Annotated in this window: 18 protein-coding genes; 6 read left to right on the top strand and 12 right to left on the bottom strand. The window is 60.8% G+C overall.

The features are described from left to right. Nucleotides 1-10: 10 nt before the first annotated feature. From BM062_RS15195 to BM062_RS15170, 6 genes are all read right to left on the bottom strand, one after another. Nucleotides 11-2,578, bottom strand: a complete 2,568-nt coding sequence (locus BM062_RS15195) for a DUF349 domain-containing protein (RefSeq protein ID WP_092398253.1) — start codon at nt 2,576-2,578, stop codon at nt 11-13. A 125-nt stretch (nt 2,579-2,703) separates the two neighbouring features. Beyond that, entirely contained in the window at nt 2,704-3,504 is an 801-nt protein-coding gene (locus BM062_RS15190) for a competence/damage-inducible protein A (protein WP_092398251.1), read from the bottom strand. Nucleotides 3,505-3,616: 112 nt separating this feature from the next. Continuing rightward, nucleotides 3,617-4,489 (bottom strand): EI24 domain-containing protein, encoded by an 873-nt coding sequence (locus tag BM062_RS15185; RefSeq protein ID WP_254785089.1) that lies wholly within the window; start codon nt 4,487-4,489, stop codon nt 3,617-3,619. Continuing rightward, nucleotides 4,489-5,475 (bottom strand): sterol desaturase family protein, encoded by a 987-nt coding sequence (locus BM062_RS15180; RefSeq protein ID WP_092398249.1) that lies wholly within the window; start codon nt 5,473-5,475, stop codon nt 4,489-4,491. The genes BM062_RS15185 and BM062_RS15180 overlap by 1 nt, the downstream gene beginning before the upstream one ends. Further along, complete coding sequence (locus BM062_RS15175; protein WP_254785088.1) at nt 5,472-6,326, bottom strand: polysaccharide deacetylase family protein; 855 nt, start codon at nt 6,324-6,326, stop codon at nt 5,472-5,474. The genes BM062_RS15180 and BM062_RS15175 overlap by 4 nt, the downstream gene beginning before the upstream one ends. After that, nucleotides 6,326-7,330, bottom strand: coding sequence for a YVTN family beta-propeller repeat protein (locus BM062_RS15170; RefSeq protein WP_254785087.1), 1,005 nt, complete (start codon nt 7,328-7,330; stop codon nt 6,326-6,328). The genes BM062_RS15175 and BM062_RS15170 overlap by 1 nt, the downstream gene beginning before the upstream one ends. Before the next feature lie 241 nt (nt 7,331-7,571). On the opposite strand from BM062_RS15170, the gene BM062_RS15165 reads away from it, so the two are divergent. Genes BM062_RS15165 through BM062_RS15155 form a run of 3 tightly spaced genes read left to right on the top strand, consistent with a single transcriptional unit; the run spans nt 7,572 to nt 8,456 of the window. Beyond that, complete coding sequence (locus BM062_RS15165; RefSeq protein ID WP_092398245.1) at nt 7,572-7,928, top strand: FKBP-type peptidyl-prolyl cis-trans isomerase; 357 nt, start codon at nt 7,572-7,574, stop codon at nt 7,926-7,928. Between the two features lie 16 nt (nt 7,929-7,944). Further along, on the top strand, nt 7,945-8,166 hold the full coding sequence (locus BM062_RS15160; RefSeq protein WP_092398243.1) for a hypothetical protein: 222 nt from the start codon (nt 7,945-7,947) through the stop codon (nt 8,164-8,166). A gap of 35 nt (nt 8,167-8,201) precedes the next feature. Further along, nucleotides 8,202-8,456, top strand: a complete 255-nt coding sequence (locus BM062_RS15155) for an acyl-CoA-binding protein (protein WP_092398241.1) — start codon at nt 8,202-8,204, stop codon at nt 8,454-8,456. An 18-nt stretch (nt 8,457-8,474) separates the two neighbouring features. Here BM062_RS15155 and BM062_RS15150 read toward each other — a convergent pair whose 3' ends face one another. From BM062_RS15150 to BM062_RS15130, 5 genes are all read right to left on the bottom strand, one after another. Next, nucleotides 8,475-9,479 (bottom strand): 2-hydroxyacid dehydrogenase, encoded by a 1,005-nt coding sequence (locus BM062_RS15150; protein WP_092398239.1) that lies wholly within the window; start codon nt 9,477-9,479, stop codon nt 8,475-8,477. Between the two features lie 24 nt (nt 9,480-9,503). Then, nucleotides 9,504-10,913: a sodium:proton antiporter gene (locus tag BM062_RS15145; protein WP_092398237.1), complete on the bottom strand. Its 1,410-nt coding sequence runs from the start codon at nt 10,911-10,913 to the stop codon at nt 9,504-9,506. A gap of 83 nt (nt 10,914-10,996) precedes the next feature. After that, nucleotides 10,997-12,190 (bottom strand): nicotinate phosphoribosyltransferase, encoded by a 1,194-nt coding sequence (gene pncB / locus BM062_RS15140; protein ID WP_092398235.1) that lies wholly within the window; start codon nt 12,188-12,190, stop codon nt 10,997-10,999. 84 nt (nt 12,191-12,274) lie between these two features. Beyond that, on the bottom strand, nt 12,275-12,748 hold the full coding sequence (locus tag BM062_RS15135) for a hypothetical protein (RefSeq protein WP_139220065.1): 474 nt from the start codon (nt 12,746-12,748) through the stop codon (nt 12,275-12,277). Between the two features lie 67 nt (nt 12,749-12,815). Continuing rightward, on the bottom strand, nt 12,816-13,751 hold the full coding sequence (locus BM062_RS15130) for a cation diffusion facilitator family transporter (protein WP_092398231.1): 936 nt from the start codon (nt 13,749-13,751) through the stop codon (nt 12,816-12,818). Nucleotides 13,752-14,062: 311 nt separating this feature from the next. On the opposite strand from BM062_RS15130, the gene fdxA reads away from it, so the two are divergent. The 3 genes from fdxA to BM062_RS15115 all read left to right on the top strand — a co-directional run bounded on the left by fdxA (nt 14,063) and on the right by BM062_RS15115 (nt 16,964). Beyond that, nucleotides 14,063-14,386, top strand: coding sequence for a ferredoxin FdxA (fdxA, locus tag BM062_RS15125; RefSeq protein WP_041742182.1), 324 nt, complete (start codon nt 14,063-14,065; stop codon nt 14,384-14,386). A 191-nt stretch (nt 14,387-14,577) separates the two neighbouring features. Further along, the gene (locus BM062_RS15120; RefSeq protein ID WP_092398229.1) at nt 14,578-15,663 is read left to right on the top strand and encodes an NAD(P)/FAD-dependent oxidoreductase; all 1,086 of its coding nucleotides are present in this window, start codon (nt 14,578-14,580) and stop codon (nt 15,661-15,663) included. Nucleotides 15,664-15,833: 170 nt separating this feature from the next. Further along, complete coding sequence (locus tag BM062_RS15115; RefSeq protein ID WP_092398227.1) at nt 15,834-16,964, top strand: Fic family protein; 1,131 nt, start codon at nt 15,834-15,836, stop codon at nt 16,962-16,964. A gap of 97 nt (nt 16,965-17,061) precedes the next feature. Here BM062_RS15115 and pnp read toward each other — a convergent pair whose 3' ends face one another. Then, nucleotides 17,062-19,197, bottom strand: coding sequence for a polyribonucleotide nucleotidyltransferase (gene pnp / locus BM062_RS15110; protein ID WP_092398226.1), 2,136 nt, complete (start codon nt 19,195-19,197; stop codon nt 17,062-17,064). Nucleotides 19,198-19,228 lie beyond the last annotated feature (31 nt).

Genomic DNA, 19,228 nt, shown 5'->3' with positions numbered 1-19,228 from the left:
CCGGCGCCTTTTATTTATCCGCTGCGGGCTTGACCTGGGCCACCAGTTTCAACAGCCGCTGCAGCGCCGCTTCATCCATCAAGGCTGGCAGGTTGCAAATATGCAACAGCTGTTGTTCGATGTTTTTCGCCGAACCGCCCGCCTTCAGCGACGCTTGCAATACTTCCACCTGCAACTGCAAACGCTCGCGCGACAACGCCGGCGGGCTATCGATGCCAGCCAGGATTTCCGCCAGCAGCAACTCTTGCTGCAATGCCGGGCGCTGGCTTTCCAGCGTGGCAGCGTAGCCATCGGCGTTTTGCAAGCCACGCTCGAAACGCGCCGCGACAACCTTTTCAAAGGCAGGCGCCAACCGCGGCAGGGCTTGCCAGCGGTTGCGCCAGTCGGCTTCGAGCGGATTCTCGGCAGCCGCTATCACCGTTTCAAGCTGCTGGCACAAGACCAGCTTGTCGCGCAGGGCATCGGCTTGCGCCAAAGCGGCCTGGCGCCGGCCCTGCTCGAGCCGCGCCTGCAGGGCGCCAAGGGCGGCCTGGAAACGTACTTCAACCTGGGCCTGGAGCGCACGCGGCACCTGTCCGCCGCGCGCCCATTCCTGCTGGGCCTGCTGCAGGATTTTCGGCAATTCTGCCGCCGGCTGGTTCACTGCGGCTTCCAGCGCCGCACATTGTTCTTCGCGCAAACGCAGGTTATCGCGCCGCTCGGCATCGGCGCTGGACGCCGCTTCCTTGCGCTGGGCAAAGATGGCGTCGCAAGCGCTGCGAAAACGCTGCCACAGTTCCTGCTCGTCCTGGCGCGGCAAAGGCAGCGCCTTGGCCTGCTCTTGCCAGCGCTGTTGCAATTCCTTCACACGCTCGGCGGTATCGCGCTGATTGGCAGGCAATTGCGCCGCTTCGGCAATCAGCTGTTCGCGCTTGGCGATTTCGCCGGCCTGCTGTTGCGCCAGCGGCGCCAGCAAGGTCTGGATGGCTGCGGCAAAACTGCTGTCGAGCGTCTTTTTTTCGCCACGGTTGATCGGCCCCAGGTTTTTCCAGGCTTGCTGTTTCTGCTGGCAAAACTGGGCGATGGCTTTCCAGTCCGCTGCCGCCCCGGTCGGCTGTTCTGCTTGCAATGCCGCCTGCGCATATTGCTGCACTTCGTCGATCAGGGCGCGCGCGCTGCCCTGGTTGGCTTGGCGCTGTTCGGCTTGCTGCTGGAAATGCGCCGCCACAGGCGCATAGGCGCTGGTGCATGCGCTGTCAAAACCTTCCCACAGGGTTTTCGGCGCCGGACCTGAGCTGACATCCAGGGATTTCCAGCGCGCCCGCAGGCTGCCGATTTTTTTTGCCAGTTCGGCCGGCGCCAGCGCTTGCTGCTGCAACTCTTGCGCAGCCTTGGTCAATTCTTCGCGCGACACATTGCCGCCCCAGCGCGCCCAGCCTTGCAGCCGCGCCAACTCGGCGCGCGCTTGCGCCAGGCGGCTGCTTTGCGCCGCGCTCGGCTTGTGCTGCTTGAAATCGACGGCCCGCAGCGTTTTGTCGAAATCCATCGCCGCTTGCAGCGCGCCGTCTTCCAGGGCTTTTTCAAGGCCGTCCAGGGTTGCGTCGATTTGCGGGCGCTCGCCGCCCTCTGCCGTTGCTGCCGGCGGCCGGGTCTTTTCCGGTTTGCTTGGCGCTGCAACCGTATATTGCTTCAGCAGTGCCTGGTACCGTTGTTCCAGGCCGTCGTCAAGCAATGCCGCTGGCAATCTGGGCAAGGCTGACCAATCCGCCTTCAATGTCTCTCCATCCAGCGCTTCGGCGGCGCTTTCCCAGCTTGCCAGCAAATCACTGCGCGCCTGCAAGGCGGATCGGTGCTGCTGCAAATCCGACAGCAGCTTGCGCAAGGCTTGGGCTTCCAGCGCAAATTCGGCCGCCAGGTGGCGCGGCAAGGTCGGCGCTTCAGCGTGGCTGGCGCAAGCCGCCATTTGCGCTTCCAGCGTGTCGAGTTCCTGCTGGTTCCGCGGCTTGGCGGCCATGTCCGTCTTGAGCTGCAGGTGCAATGCGCGCGCGCTGGCCAGGACGCCGATGGCGCTGCGCTGCAAATCAGCCTGGGCCGCGAGGCGATCGGCAAGCGCGGCGCGCACTTGCGAAAATTGCTGCTGCAATCCAGCCGGCACATCCTTGGCGTCCCAGCCCCGGTCCAGCTCGGCCACCTGGTTCGGCATCAGTTGCTGCTCTTGCAGCAGGCGCTGCGCCTGCGCCACCGATGCGGCTGCCTTGTCGGCAACCTGCTGCTGCTGGCGTCCGCTGTCGAGCCGTCCTTGCATCAGCTTGGCGACGCGCCGGTCGGTGTTGCGGCATGCCTGCAAAACCTGCTCCAGGGCCGCGGGCGATTGCACCAGCTGCGCCGCGCACAAACGGGCATCGGCAAACGCGGATTGCAGGATGAACGCCACCGCGGCGGTTTCATCAGTCAAAGCCTGCGCTTGCTGTAACGCTTGCTGCCGGGCCAGGTCCGATACCTGCCTGGCCTCGGCGCGCAACGCGGCCTGTGGAGCAACGGCGGCTTGCGGCGCTTTGCGGTCGGGACGGTCAGCGCGCTTGAAAAGGAATCCGAACATATGATGTCAATCAGATAGCAGCGGATTGCCGCCGATCGCCGGCGGCAAACGCTTTGGTTAAGTGGAAAATAAGTGGAAAAATGAGTGGAGGAAATAAGTAGGATAGGAATCCGATGGAGCCGGCGTCATGCCGGCCGGTAATCTACCTTTAGCTGGTCCAGGCCTGCCAGCATTTTCTTGAACGCTGCCGCGCTTTGCACCGGCTCTCCCTTTACGCCGAGATCGATGTGGCGCCGGGTGCCGGCATCGCCCACGTGCGGCAGGCTGAACACTTTCACCAGCGGAAACTCCGCCTCGATAGCTTCCATCAATGGCGTCAGCGTCGATTCCATCGCCTCGAACACCAGCACCGACTGTTCCAGCTGCGGGTCCTGGTGGAAGCGGTCTGCGTAATAGGTGTCCAGCACCCATTCGAACATGGGCCAGGCCATCACCGGGAAACCAGGCGCGAAATAATGGGCGCCCTCTCCTTGGTGCGACACCGAAAAACCGGGGATCTTGTTGAACGGATTGGGGATGATGGCGGCGCCTTGCGGAAACTCGCCCATCTTCAGCCGATGCAGGTTGTCCGGCGTATCGTAATCCAGCGCCAGGCCGGCGTCGCGCGCGGTGTCGGCGATCCGTTCGCGGATTTTCTCGCGCGCTTCGGGATGCAGCACCAGCGGCACGCCCAGCGCCGCGGCGGCGCACTGGCGGGTGTGGTCGTCCGGCGTGGCGCCGATGCCGCCGGTGCAGAACACGATGTCTTCGCTGTCGAAAGTACGTTTCAGGGTGGCCGTGATACGGGCCCGGTCGTCGCCTATGTATTCCGCCCAGTCCAGGCGCAAACCCCGGGCAGTGAGCATTTCCAGTATTTTCGGAAAGTGTTTATCGACTCGCCTGCCTGACAGGATTTCGTCGCCGATGATGATAAGTCCGATTGCCATGGGGATCGCCGTTCAGCTGAGGATGGATAGAGGTATTTGGCAGAAAGATAATTAATGACGTCAAGGCATTCCACACCGATCTTAACTCCGAATCTTTACCGGCACATGAACCCTACAACTGCGGCGTATCGGACAACTGGTGAATCACCTGGTCCTCGCCACGTTCAGCCATAATGATAGCAGCCTGGCCCGCCGCCCGATATTTGGCCAGCGCCGCCAGGCAATAATATTCAAACCACAGGCCGGTGAACACGAACACCAGCACATACAGCCAGATGGAAGCGGCTGCCAGCAGGGGAAACACCACCAGCCACAAGGCGCCGCCCAGCCACAAGACGGTCGGCGCCGCGCCCAGGGCGCCGGCGATCACCCCGATCAGCAGCAGCGGCCAGCGATGGATCCGCAGCAGCGCCCGCATTTCGTCCTTGTCGGCATGCGCCGCCAGCGCTTCGTAGGCAAACACCCGGTATGTCAGCCAGCCCCACAACACCAGCGGCACCAGGAAGGCGAACGGCGGGATCAGCCACAGCGGCAACGTCACCAGCCACAGCACGCAGAACAGCAGGAAGGCGGTAAAGGAAGTCCAGGCGCTGCCGAGCAGCGAGCCGCCGTGGCGCAGTTCGAGGTCGGGGAAATGGCGGCGGCCGATGTGGCGCGCGGTCGCCGGCAAGGCAAACGCGCCGACGAACAGCAAGGCGGTCAGGATCATCAGCGGCAGCAAAGCCCACAGCGCCAGCCACGGCACGATGACGGTCTTGAGCGCGCCCAGGCCGAGCCAGGCCGGCACATAATTGGCAATGCCCCAGCCGTCGTTGCCGGCAAAATAATTCTTTTGCAGCCAGTCGATCATCGGCTGCAAACCCCACCACAAGGCCAGCCCCCAGATCACGATCGACAATACGAACGGCAGGAAAGTCAGCATCAGCATGCGGTAATGCAGCTGCGACAACAGAGCCCGGCCGAAGGCTACCAGTACCGGGCGCATCAGCTGGACCGCCTTCTGGAAAATTCGACCATGCGCTTCAGGCCCAGCCATTGCTGCGCCCAGAAGCCGCTGCCGTAGTCGCGGACCGTCCTGCCGGCGCTCGGCAGCTGGTCGCGCACGCCGGTATGTTCAAAAGTCTTGCCGAAATGCGCGCTGCGGAAAAGCACATCCCAGAACGCAAACAGCACGCCGAAATTATGGCCGCCCAGTGTTCCCTTGCCCTTGCTCTCGTGGCCGACGCCGACCGCGTGGTGCCAGCGGTGGAAGCGCGGCGAAACGACGATGGCGTCGCCCAGGCGGCCGAAGTGGATCCGCACATTGGCGTGCTGCAGGCTTTGCAGCATGCGCGTGATCGACACCAGCAGCACGTATTGCGCCGGCTCGACGCCGATCGCCAGCGCCACCAGCGCCATCACGACGTCATGGATCAGGCCGTCGAGCAAGTGGTTGCGGTCGTCGCTCCACAGGTTCATGTTCTGCTGGCTGTGATGCAGGCTGTGCAAGCCCCACAGCCAGCCGAAGCTGTGCTGTGCGCGGTGGTACCAGTATTCGCACAGGTCCAGCACCACCAGGTACATCAGGAAGGCGGCCAGCGGCCGGTCGGTCATGCCCGGCAGCAGGTCTTCCAGGTTGAACGGGTTGACCCCTTGCAGGTGCAGCAGCTCGGTGACTTTCGCCACCAGGGGATCGACCAGGAAAAACACGAATACCGAAAAGGCGCCGAGGCGGTACAGCACGGTGTACAGGAAATCGATCCAGCGCGCGCGCCGGTCGCTGAAGCTGTGCACCGGAATCCATGCTTCCAGCGGCCGCAGGATAAGGAACAGGAGGACCAGTTCGCAGACGCCGATCAGGAACCATTCGGTGCCGTCGAAAGCATCTTCCAGGTATTCGCTGAAACCGGCATGGAACATGAGCGGCTGCACCACCGACTGGAACAGCCATGCCTGGACGCTGGCGAACCAGTCCACCAATGTATTTATCATGAGGCCTTATGCGCCTTTCCCGCTTTGATTTCCGCGACCGGGCCTTTCAGGCTGCCTTGGTAGGCCGGATGGTCGCGCAACGTCGCAAAACAAAATCCTTTTTTCTCCAGGCCGCTGATCAAGGGCTCCAGCACCGCCGGCGCCCAAGGATCTTTACGCGACCAGATTCCCAGGTGCGCCATGACGATATCACCGTCCTTGAGATTTTTCAGCGTGCGCTCCAGCAGCAGCTGGTTCGGCCATTTGTCGCTAGGCAGTTCGTCGCCGGAAAAACCGGCCGCGGCCCAGGCCACATGCTTGTAGCCGCAAGCCTCGCCGGCCGCCAGCGTATGCGGCGTCAGATGGCCGCCGGGCGTGCGCCAGAAATGGTCGATGTGCTTGCCGGTCAGCGTCTGGAAACGCTGGTCGACGCGGTTCAGCTCATCGCAATATTGCTGCGGGGTCCAGGCTTGCAGCTTGCCGGCGTTGGCGCCGAACTGCGGTTTCACTTCGATCTTGCCGTCCGCCAGGTCTCGCTTGGCGTACACATGGTCGAATGTATGGCTGCCGAAAGCGTGGCCGTCAGCCACCAGCGATTTCCAGAACGGCGCCCAGCTCGGGTCCAGGGTGTAATCGCCGTTCACGGTTTTCTCGTTGGCCATGAAAAACGTGGCCTTGATGCGGTGCCGTCTCAGGGTCTGTGCAATGTATTCGGCTTGCGACTGGCTGCCGGTGTCGAAACTCAGGTAGATCGTGCCGCTGCATGCCTTGGCCGGCTGCGGCTGCGCCAGCGCCAGCGTGGCCGGCGCCAGGGCCGCCAGCGCCAGTGCTGCCCTCAGCCAGCTACGCCTGGTTGCGGGGAACATGCGCATCACAATTCAGAAGCACGGTTATTGAAATAGATGCCGTGCGGCGAACGCCCCACAGGAATCGTCTTGATCACTTTTCGCGTGTCCAGGTCGATTACCGACACCCTCTTCAGCCAGCGCTGGGTGACCCACATGGTCTTGCCGTCGGCGGTGATCTCCATGCAGTCCGGACCGCCCGGGACAGCGATGCTGCCGGTGCTTTCCAGCGTATTCAGGTCGAGCACGTTGATGCTGCCGACCACCCGGTTCGAGACGAATACATGGCGGTTGTCGCCTTGCGGACGGAAATTGTGGGCGCCGTCGCCGGTCTTGATCTTCTTGACGATCTTCTGGGTGCGCCAGTCAACCACGGCCACGTAGTCGCTGCCCATCACGCCTACCAGCAGGTATTTGTTGTCCGGCGTCATGTAGACCCCGGCCGGCTGCTTGCCGATCGGCATGGTCCATTTCACCTTCTGCGTCGCCAGGTCGACCGCAGCCAGTTCGTCGCTGCCCTGCAGGGTGATGAACGCCAGCGCACTGTCCGCGGTAAACGCCATGTGGCTAGGCATGGACGGCAGCGGCAAGCGCTTGGCCAGCTTCAGGTTCTTGCCGTCGTAACCGTAGATATCGATGCGGTCGAGACGCAGACCGTTGGCGATGAACCATTTCTGGTTCGGCGAAAAACCGATCTGGTAAGGATCGACAATATCTTTGACCTGGCTTTGCAGCAGCCCGCTTTTCGGGTCCAGGAACAGCAGGGAATTGCCGGTGGCGGCAGCCACGATCAGCGATTTATTGTCCGGCGTCGGCATCAGGTGATGCGGCTCTTTGCCGACCGGGAAAGTATTGATTTCCTTATAAGTCGCCTGGTCCAGCAAGGTGATGGTGGCATCGCGCGAATTGAGCACGACCACGGCGTTGCCGATGGCCGCTGCAGGCGCGGCGGCGAAAGTGGAAAATGCAGTCAGCAGGCCGCAGGCGGCCAGTACGGAACAACGGACAGAACGGCGAACAAAAACTGGCATGACAACGAACATGGGGCAAACCCGGAAAAAGCGAAAACGGCTATTTTACCGCGCATGAATCGCGGTCACGGATTTAAATGGCTTTTGCCAGCCAGCCGAAGCAACCCACTAGATTGCCGCGCGGCCCGGGCTGGCGGCCGGATTTTCGTTTACACTGCATTACCCTGCCCGGCGGCTGGCTTTGGCACGCAGCCTGGCACCCACGCAGCCTGGCACCATTAACTACTTTAAAAGGACACCCATGTCGACCATCACTACCGTTTCCGGCCTGCAATATGAAGATGTCACCGTTGGCGACGGCGCTGAAGCAAAAGCCGGCAACCACGTGACCGTGCATTACACCGGCTGGCTGCAAAATCCCGACGGCAGCGCCGGCAAGAAATTCGACTCCAGCAAGGACCGCGGCGACCCGTTCGAATTCCCGCTGGGCGCCGGCCATGTCATCAAAGGCTGGGACGAAGGCGTGCAAGGCATGAAAATCGGCGGCACACGCACACTGATCATTCCGGCAGCGCTGGGTTATGGCGCACGCGGCGCCGGCGGCGTGATTCCACCGAACGCCACCCTGATTTTTGAAGTTGAACTGCTGGGCGTCTAAGTTCAACGGCGCCTTGATGAACCATTTCAGCCTGCCTGGCCTGAACCCGCTGCGGCTGGCAACGGTGCTGCTGCTTGCCGTGCCGCTGCTCGACGCCTGCACGGTGGTCAGCGTGACCACCAGCGTGGTCGGCGCCGGCGTCAGTGTCGGCAGCGCGGCTGTCAGCGTTGCCTCTACCGTAGTTGAAGGTACCGTTAAAGCAGGTTCCGCAGTGGTCGGCGCGGTCACCCCCGACTGAGCCGATTTTTCCCTCTTCCTTGATACGAGATCCCCATGACCCTCCAAGCCCAATTCGAACAAGCCCAGGCCGACTCAAAAACATTGAGCGAGCGTCCTGACAACATGACCATGCTGAAGATGTATGCCCTGTTTAAACAAGGCAGCAGCGGCGATGTCACCGGCGAACGCCCTGGCATGACCGATTTTGTCGGCCGCGCCAAATGGGATGCATGGAATGAGCTGAAAGGCACTGGCCAGGACGATGCAAAACAACAATACATCGACCTGGTCGAAGACTTGAAAGACTAAAACCGGATCCGGGCCGGCCTAACTCAGCGTGACCCGGCCCAGCACTTCCGGGTTAAGCAGGTTCGGCGGCCATTTGCGCTCCGCTGTCGGCAGCAAGGCCGCCAGCAGGTTAGCCGCCGCACAGTCGGCCATCGCGCGCCGCGTAGGTTCAGAGGCGCTGGCGATATGCGGCGTCAGCACCACATTCGACAATTCCAGGAAACCAGGATGCAGCGCCGGTTCGTTCTCGAATACATCGAGTCCGGCAGCGGCGATTTTCTTGTCGCGCAATGCCGCGATCAGGGCCAGGTCGTCGACGATGCCGCCGCGCGCCAGGTTGACCAGGGTCGCGCCCGGTTTCATCAAGGCCAGTTCAGCCGCGCCGATGGTATGGTGCGACTCCTTTGAATACGGCAGCACCAGGATCACATGGTCGGCTGCCGCCAGCAATTCTTCCTTGCCGGCATAGCGCGCGTTGTTGGCGCGCACTTCCAGCTCTGGCGCCAGGCGTGAACGGTTGTGATACAGCACTTGCATGTCGAAGCCCAGCGAGCGCCGCGCAATCGCCTGTCCAATGCGTCCCATGCCGATAATGCCGAGCGTGGCGCCATGCACGTCCGCCCCCAGGAAACTGTCGTAGCGCCACTGCTTCCAGTGTCCCGCGCGCAGCCAGTGCTCGGACTCCGTCACCCGGCGCGCAGTCGCCATCAGCAAGGCCCAGCCGAAATCGGCGGTGGTTTCGTTCAGCACGTCCGGCGTGTTGGTCACCATCACGCCAGCCTTGGTGGCCGCCGCGACATCGATATTGTTATAGCCGACCGCCTGGTTGCACACCGCCTTCAGGCGTGGGCAGGCTTGCAGCAATTCGGCCGAGATGCGTTCGCTGGCGGTGGCGATCACGCCATCCTTGTCGCTCAGTTTTTGCGCCAGCGCGGCCGCGCTGAAGATGCGGTCTTCCTGGTTGCTTTCGACTTCGAAGTGTTGCTGCAGGCCGGCGATCACTTCGGGAAACACGGCGCGCGCCATCAATATCTTTGGTTTCATGGTTCTGCCACTAACGGGGAAAAATCAACGGAAAAAAATAAACGTCATTATCACGAACAAGGGCAACAATACCACGCAGGCCCAACCCATGTAGCCGAAGAAAGAAGGCATGCGGATGCCGCGCTCTTCGGCGATGGCTTTCACCATCAGGTTCGGGGCGTTGCCGATATAGCTGTTGGCGCCCATGAACACGGCGCCGCAGGAAATCGCCGCCAGCGTCGCCGCCAGCCGCGTCATCAGTTCGCCCGCATCGCCGGAAGCGGTATTGAAGAATACCAGGTAGGTCGGTGCATTATCGAGGAAGGACGAGAGTATGCCGGTAGCCCAGAAATACATGACATTGTTGGGCTGGCCGTCGGCGCCGGTGACCGCGCTGACCACCAGGCCGAAAGCGCCCTGCTCGCCGGCGCGCAGCATGGCGATCACCGGGGCGATGGTGACGAAAATGCCGGCAAACAGCTTGGCGACTTCAAGGATCGGTCCCCAGGTGAAATCGTTGCCTTCGCGGGCGACCTTCGGCGTCAGCCACAGCGAGGCCAGGACCACCGCCACCAGCAAGCCGTCGCGCAGCAGGTTCTGCAGCTCTACCGTGGTGCCATAGATGTCGTAGCTGACGCCCGGTTTCCAGAAGCCGCTCATCAGCACCAGCAGCACCACCAGGGCCAGCAGGACGAAATTGAACTTTCCTTCGAAGCGCAGCCTGGCGTCGTCCGGCGTCGGGTCGAGCGACGGCGCGAATTCTTCTTCGCGCTTATGGAAATAAAAGCGGTCCAGCAAATAGAAAATCACCAGCAGCGAACCCCACATGAACATGGTTTCGCCGAAGATGTTCTTGACGGTCCAGGAAAAATCCACGCCCTTCAGGAATCCCAGGAACAAGGGCGGATCGCCGAGCGGAGTCAGGGCGCCGCCGGCATTGGCCACCAGGAAAATGAAAAAAACCACGATATGCACCACATGCTTGCGATTGTCGTTGGCTCGGATCAGCGGCCGGATCAGCAGCATCGAAGCGCCGGTGGTGCCCATCAGGCTGGCCAGCACCGTGCCGATCGCCAGCAGCCCGGTGTTCAGGGCCGGCGTTCCATGCAGGTTGCCGCGCAGGCATATGCCGCCGGCCACCACGAACAGGGCAGTGAGCAAGATGATGAAAGGAAAATACTCGGCCAGGAAGGCATGCACCACGCCGGCGGCGGCTGTCGGCACGCCAAACGCCAGCGCGCAGGGAATCAGGAAAGCCAGTGACCACGCGACGGCAATCTTGCCGTAATGGTGGTGCCAGAAAGCCGGCGCCAGCAGCGGGCCAAGCGCAATCGACAGCAGCAGGCCCATGAAAGGCACGCCCCACCAGGCCGACAGCCGGGCGCCGTCCAGCTCCGCTGCCTGCGCCGCCACGGGCAGCAAAGCGATCAAGATAGCGAGTATTTTTTTGTGCAATGTAATCTTCCAGATAAGGTGATCGATCGAAGCCGGCTATTTTAGCCTGGAATCAATATCAAAAAAATAACAAAGACACCACACTATGTCGCCGCGGCAACCGGCTCGGCGATCTCGAAGACCTGGCGCAGGTAATTCAGGTAAGCCTGGTCGTCGCACATGTTCTTGGACGGCGTATCGGACAGCTTGGCGACCGGCTGGCCGTTACAGCGCACCATCTTCATGACGATCTGCAATGGCGTGTAGCCGAGGTCGTTGGTCAGGTTGGTGCCGACGCCGAACGCTACCCTGGTCCGGTCCTTGAAACGCAGGTACAGCGCATTGACCTTGCCGAAATCGAGGCTGTCGGAAAACACCAGCGTCTTGGTCGAGGGATCGACCCGGTTGTCCTGGTAATGCTTGATCAGGCGTTCGCCCCATTCGAACGGATCGCCTGAATCGTGGCGGGCGCCGTCGAACAGCTTGCAGAAGTACAGGTCGAAATCGCGCAGGAAAGCCGCCATGCCGTAAACGTCGGACAAGGCGATTCCGAGGTCGCCGCGATATTCCTTGGCCCACATCTCAAAGCCGTAGATCTGCGAGTCGCGCAGCCGCGGACCGAGCGACTGGCAGGCTTGCAGGTATTCGTGCGCCATCGTGCCCAGCGGCGTCATGCCGTACTTCATCGCGAAATGGACGTTGGAAGTGCCGACCAGGTGCTGCGCAAAGTCGCGTTGCAAGGTCTGCACCACTTCCTCGTGCCAGCCGCGGGAAAAACGCCGGCGTGTGCCGTAGTCGGCCACCTTGCAACCGGCCATGGCAGGGTCGTCGCGGATCAGGGCCATCTTGCTTTGCAGGCGCCGCCGTCCTTCTGCGTGGTCCGGCGCGCTCTGGGTCGCACGGAAATAGACTTCGTTGACAATCGCCAGCACCGGCACTTCAAACAGGATGGTGTGCAGCCACGGTCCCTTGACCGTGATATCGATTTCACCGTTGTCCGCCGCCGACGGCTGCACGCTGATGTATTTCTGCTGCAGGTGGAACAGGCTGAGGAAATCGACGAAATCGCTTTTGAAGAAACGCATGCTGCCCAGGTAAGCCAGTTCCTGCTCCTGGAAGCGCAAACGGCACAGGCCGGCGATTTCATCGCGGATTTCATCGACGTAGGGCCGCAGGTCGATGCCCTTGTTCCGGCATTTGTAGCGATACTCCACTTCGGCCGCCGGAAAATGATGCAGCACCACCTGCATCATCGTGAATTTATACAAATCTGTGTCGAGCAGTGAAGTAATGATCATGGTTTTTGATTAATTGCATGGCGGTGAGTGGCCGGCAAAACCTCGGGATTGCCTGGACCGATCTTGCATCTTACAGCAGCGGTCTCATTTGCCGCACACATCGGCATAACGCATTTCCAGATCACGTCGCTGGCTGCGCGACTCCTTATCCTTCGATGCGAAAAAGACGTCCATCAATGAGGTGTTGCCCCGATCCCTGCCGTTCGGCTCCGCATAGTTGGGCCGGGCCCCGTTAGGCTCGCGATTCGGCTGGCCGGGATAGGTCCGGGACAGGTCCGCATACGGATAAAAATCGGGAGCGATTATCGGCTCGCGGTGCGCGGCTCCCTTGAGCTGCTGCTCCAGCCCCTCGCAACGCTGCGCCCTGTTCATGGCCTGCCTGCGGCTGCCGCCCTGCGAAGACGATTCCGATTCCGGCGCCGCCAGCAAGTCCCGCCGGTCTTCGCGCGACAAACTGTTAAAGCTGTTGCGGACGCCGACGGCATTGAAGTGAACGGCCGGATCGCTGGCTGCAGGCATGCCCGCAGCCAGCGCCGGCTGTCCGGCGGCAGCGATCAAAACTGTCAATGCTGCTTGTGGAAAACGCGGAAAGCATAGGTTCATGGCAATGCTCCCTAATGAAATGTCAGGCTTCGGCAGCGGCCGGCGCCGCCTGTGCATGGTCCGGTTCAAAGAAACACCAGTGCACCTGCGGCCAGCGCTGCTGGATCGAGGCTTCGATGCGGTTGATCGCATCGACCAGCGCCACATCGGAGGGCTGCGGCCGCATCACGGCTTGCACTGCAACCATGACCTGCTCGCCCCATTGCATGGAAATCAGGTTCCTGACGGCCGCTACGTCGGCGTCGGCTTCGATATGCGCCTTGATGGCAGCGTGCACCTCGGGCGCCGCCGATTCGCCGGTGACCATGGCCTTGACCTCGCGGATCACCATCACCGCGACGATCATCAGCAACAAGCCGACTGCAATCGTGCCGCAGGCGTCCCACAGCGGATTGCCGGTGACCACCGTCATCAGCACCGCGACAAACGCCAGCGCCAGCCCGGCCAGGGCGGCGATATCCTCGCCCGCCACCACCATCAGCTCCGACTGCCGGGTTTCGCGGAACCACTGCATGAACGGCTTGCCATGCGAAATCTTGCGGATCTCCACCATCGCGCCGCGCAGAGAAAACGCTTCCAGCACTACCGATATGCCCAGCACGCCCAGCGCCACCCAAGGGGTGCTGATGGCTTGCGGATGCTTCAGGTGCTCGATGCCCTCCATCACCGAAAACGCGCCGCCGACAAAAAACAGCAGCAGCGCCACCATCATTGCCCAGAAATACACCACCCGCGCATAACCCATGGGATGCGACGAATTTGCCGGTTTCTTGGCTTCTTTCAGGCCGATCAGCAGAAACACCTGGTTGGTGCAGTCGGCCAGCGAATGGATTGCCTCTGCCAGCATCGCTCCCGACCCGGTATAGATCGAGGCGGCAAACTTCGCCAGTGCGATGCCGCCATTGGCGCCCAGGGCGTAAAAAATCGCTTTGGTGGAGCTTTCGTTGGAAGATGACATAATTATTCCGTAGCAACAAAGGCGTCCACGATAGCCATTTTGCCAAGCCGACGCAAGCAATCCTGGCCCCGCCTCGAAATGCATCCGGCGGATGTGGTAAAACTGCGGAAATACCGGCAATTGCGGCTAATGTGAATTTCACATTTGCTTATATGGATTCTATATAACAGCTGTTTGTGGGAAAACCCGAATTACCTTAAAATACAAGGCTTTGCGACTGGGTATATATCAAGGGCAGCACTTGCTCCGGGCTACCCGCCGCCGCCTCAATATCCGCTTCAAGAACATTATTTACAGATAGGACTGTTGTTATGACCCACGTTGTGACCGAATCCTGCATTCGCTGCCGCTATACCGACTGCGTGGATGTATGCCCGGTTGATTGCTTCCGCCAAGGCCCGAATTTCCTGTCGATCGACCCCGACGAGTGCATCGACTGCGCGGTCTGCGTCGCCGAGTGCCCGGTCAACGCCATCTATGCTGAAGAAGATGTGCCGGCGGACCAGCTGCATTTCATCAAATTGAATGAAGACCTGTCGCGCCACTGGCCGTCGATCACCAAGACCATCGCTCCTTTGGCGGAAGCCGAGGAATGGAAAGACGTCAAGGAAAAATTGGACTTCTTGCAACGTTAAGCTGGAACCCGCCCTTACCGGGCGGCGTGGCGCCAAGCGCCGATTTAAGCCAGGCCATTGTCCCCAGCCACAGTGCAGCATGTATTCGCCGTCGCACGGAAATTCGCGAAAACCTTCATCCAATCGCCGTCGCAGCCAAAACCGGCAGGGCGTTTTGGGGGACCCAACTGAAACAGGAATCAGATCGTCGTATGGATACCACCGTCAAACTCGCACCAGCACTCAACCCTGCCAACAGCGTGATCGAAACCGATGCCGTCATCGTCGGCGCCGGTCCGGTCGGCCTGTTCCAGGTCTTCGAACTCGGCCTGCTGGAAATCAAGGCCCATGTCATCGACTCCTTGCCGGTGGTCGGCGGCCAGTGCGTGGAGCTGTACCCTGACAAGCCGATCTACGACATTCCCGCAGTCCCGGTCTGCACCGGCCAGGAACTGACCGACAACCTGCTCAAGCAGATCGAGCCGTTCGAACCGACCTTCCACCTTAACCAGGAAGTGACGCTGGTAGCGCGCCGCGAAGATAACCGCTTCGACCTGGAAACCTCGGCCGGCACCCGCTTCATCACCAAGACCATCTTCATCGCGGCCGGCGTCGGTTCGTTCCAGCCGCGCACCATCAAGGTCGAAGGCATCGACCAGTTCGACAACACGCAGCTGTTCTACCGCGTCAAGGATCCGGCCCAGTTCCACGGCAAGAACCTGGTGATCTGCGGCGGCGGCGATTCGGCGCTGGACTGGGCGCTGGACCTGGTCGGCAAGGCCGAATCGGTGGTGTTGCTGCATCGTCGCGAAGAATTCCGCGCGGCGCCGGCTTCCGTCGCCAAGATGAAAGCCTTGTGCGAAGCCTACGAAATGCAGTTCCTGGTCGGCCAGGTCACCGGCCACGAAGCCAAGGACGGCAAGCTGAGCGAGATCAAGGTCACCGGCCCGGACGGCGTCACCCGCCGCCTGCCGCTGGACACCCTGCTGGTGTTCTTCGGCCTGTCGCCAAAACTCGGCCCAATCGCCGAATGGGGCCTGGATATCGAGCGCAAGCAGTTGAAAGTGGTCGATACCGAAAAGTTCGAAACCAATGTGCCGGGCATCTTTGCGGTGGGCGACATCAACACCTATCCGGGCAAGAAAAAACTGATCCTGTCGGGCTTCCATGAAGCCGCGCTGGCCGCATTCGGCGCTGCGCCCTACATTTTCCCGGACAAGAAGATCCACATGCAGTACACCACCACATCGCCGAAGCTGCACAAGATCCTGGGTGTGGAATCGCCAGTGTTCGATTAAGCAGTCCTGCCTGATTCAATAAAAGCCGTCCGAGGAGCAATTCTCGGACGGCTTTTTATCGTCGTTGCGGGCGGCCATGCGTCACGATGAGTCGCTTTCATGGAATTTTCACATCTTGCAATGAGTCGATTATGCATTATAATCAACTCATTTATTGAGTCGATAATGCAATGAAATCACCTCATCTTATCTGGCAAGATCCCGGTTGGCCAAAAATGCGCTATGACATTGCGCTGGTTGGCAAGGAAATCGCTCTCGCAAGACGCGCCCAGGGCGTGATCGAAGGAAAGCTGGCCGCACTGGGATTTGAGCAGCGCCAGGAACTGGCCGCGGAAGCCTGGAGCCAGGAGGCGGTTTCAACTGCCGCAATCGAAGGCGAGCGCCTGGATCTGCAGGCTGTCCGTTCATCCGTCGGCCGCAGGCTGGGCGTCGTTAACGGCGGAGGCCCGAACGCGCCACGGCATATCGACGGCCTGCTGGACATCATGGATGACGCCGTCAGCAATGCCTCCGCCCCGCTGAGCCACGAACGCCTCCAGGCCTGGCAAGCAGCATTGTTTCCCACCGGCTTTTCCGGCATGAGCAAGATCCGTGTCGGCGCTTACCGCGAACACGCTGAGCCCATGCAGATCGTCAGCGGGCGCATCGGCAGCGAGAATGTTCATTACGAAGCTCCTCCTTCCGCCCGCGTGCCGGCAGAAATGGAGCAGCTGCTCAAATGGTTCAACAATAAGGCGGAAGCGGAGAGCCTCACCCAGGCTGCGCTCGCCCATCTGTGGTTCGAGACCGTCCACCCTTTCGAAGATGGCAATGGCCGTGTCGGCCGGGTCCTCGTCGATCTGGTGCTTGCGCGCGACACTGGCGAAGCCAGCCGCCTGATTCGCCTCTCTCAACGGCTGCTCGAAGAAAGAGAAGACTACTATCGTGAACTGGAACGCGCGCAGCATGGCTCCATGGATGTGACCAGCTGGGTCGTATGGTTCGTCGCGCAAGTCCGGGTCGCTTGCGAGCAGGCGTCTCTAGTGATTGACGAGTCGCTGGTGAAGGCGAGATTCTGGTTCGATCATCGCGACAAAGAACTCGCCCCGCGCCAGCGCAAGGCGCTCAATGCATTGCTGGATGCAGGACCCGGCGGCTTTGAAGGCGGGATGAGCACAAAGAAGTACGAAAACCTGACTGGCGCCTCGCGGGCCACATCTTCGCGCGACCTCATCGAACTGGAACAAATGAAACTGTTGCGCCAGGCGGGAGCCGGCCGGTCAACGCGCTACTACATCAATATCGAAGGATGGGAAGCCTAGCAAGAGCGGCCCGTCAGCACTTCTTATTGCACAAACGTAAAAACGCCCGGGATGCAAATGCATCCCGGGCGTTTTTCATGCTACTTGCAGCACTGGATTACTGTGCTGCTACCGGAGCAGCTTCGCCGCCTTCTTCAGACTGGGCTGCCTTCATCGACAGCTTCAGACGGCCGCGGTCGTCGGTTTCGAGAACCTTGACGCGCACTTGCTGGCCTTCTTTCAGGTAGTCGGCGACTGCATTGACGCGCTCATTGGCGATCTGGCTGATGTGCAGCAAGCCGTCCTTGCCTGGCAACACTTGCACGATCGCACCGAAGTCCAGCAGCTTCAAGACCGTACCTTCGTAGACCTTGCCGACTTCAACCGAAGCCGTCAGTTCTTCGATACGGCGCTTGGCTTCCTGGCCTGCAGCGGCATCTACCGAAGCGATAGTCACGACACCTTCGTCGCTGATATCGATCTGGGTGCCGGTTTCTTCGGTCAGGGCGCGGATCACTGCGCCGCCCTTGCCGATCACGTCGCGGATTTTTTCCGGATTGATCTTGATGGTGATCAGGCGCGGCGCGAAATCGGACAGCTCGGTTTTACCGTGCGGCACCGCTTCTTGCATCTTGCCGAGGATATGGATACGGCCTTCTTTGGCTTGCGCCAGAGCGACCTGCATGATTTCCTTGGTGATACCCTGGATCTTGATATCCATCTGCAGGGCAGTGATGCCGTTGGCAGTACCGGCCACCTTGAAGTCCATGTCGCCCAGGTGATCTTCATCGCCCAGGATGTCGGTCAGGACGGCGAACTTGCTGCCTTCCTTGATCAGGCCCATGGCGATGCCGGCAACGTGCGCCTGCATCGGCACGCCGGCATCCATCAGCGCCAGGCAGCCGCCGCAGACCGAAGCCATCGACGACGAACCGTTGGATTCAGTGATTTCCGATACCAGGCGCACCGAGTAGCTGAAATCTTCCGGCGCCGGCAGTGCTGCCTGCAGTGCACGCTTGGCCAGGCGGCCATGGCCGATTTCGCGGCGCTTAGGCGTACCTACGCGGCCGGTTTCACCGGTAGCGAACGGTGGCATGTTGTAATGCAGCATGAAACGGTCCGAGTATTCGCCCATCAGCGCGTCGATCTTTTGCTCGTCGCGCGCGGTGCCCAGCGTGGCGACTACCAGCGCCTGGGTTTCGCCGCGGGTGAACAGTGCCGAACCGTGGGTACGCGGCAGGACGCCGGTACGGATCGTGATCGGGCGCACAGTGCGGGTATCGCGGCCGTCGATGCGTGGCTCGCCTTCCAGGATCTGCGAACGGACGATCTTGGCTTCCAGGTCAAACAGGATGCCGCTGACTTCGGATGAGTCAGGTGCGGTGCCGCCGATCGATGCAGCTTCAGCAGCCAATGCCGCGTTGACTTCCGCGGTAGCGTCTTTCAGCTTGGTGGTGCGGGCTTGCTTGTCTTTGGTCTGGTAGGCTTCACGCAGCTTGGCTTCGCCGAAATGTGCAACGCGGGCGATCAGCGCTTCATTCTTGGGCGCCGGGCTCCATTCGACTTCAGGCTTGCCGCCGTCGCGCACCAGTTCGTGGATGGCGTTGATGACTGCCTTCGATTGCTCGTGGCCGAATACAACCGCGCCCAGCATGATTTCTTCCGACAATTGCTTGGCTTCGGACTCAACCATCAGCACCGCGGTTTCAGTACCGGCAACCACCAGGTCCATGGCCGACTTGCTCAGCTGCGAAGTAGTTGGATTCAACACGTACTGGCCGTCGATGTAGCCGACGCGCGCAGCGCCGACCGGGCCGGCGAAAGGAATGCCGGCAACCGACAGGGCTGCCGAGGCGCCGATCATTGCAGCGATGTCTGGATCGATTTCAGGATTGACCGACAGCACATGGATGATGACTTGCACTTCATTCAGGTAACCTTCCGGGAACAGCGGGCGGATCGGACGATCGATCAGGCGCGATGTCAGGGTTTCTTTTTCGGAAGGACGGCCTTCGCGCTTGAAGAAACCGCCTGGGATGCGGCCGGCTGCGTATGTCTTTTCAACGTAATCAACGGTCAATGGGAAAAAATCCTGACCTGGCTTGGCATCTTTGCGTGCCACCACGGTAGCCAGCACAACGGTATCTTCAATCGACACCAGCACTGCGCCGGAGGCTTGGCGAGCGATCTCGCCGGTTTCCAGCGTGACCTGGTGCTGACCATACTGGAATGTCTTCGTAACTTTATTAAACACAATATATCCCTCTCATCAGTTGGGGACAGAG

The organism is Collimonas sp. OK412 (genome assembly GCF_900112135.1).
GTDB classification, from domain to species: domain Bacteria; phylum Pseudomonadota; class Gammaproteobacteria; order Burkholderiales; family Burkholderiaceae_D; genus Collimonas; species Collimonas rhizosphaerae.
The sequence above is the reverse complement of the archived record's forward strand: the minus strand, read 5'-3'. Positions and strand labels throughout refer to the sequence as shown.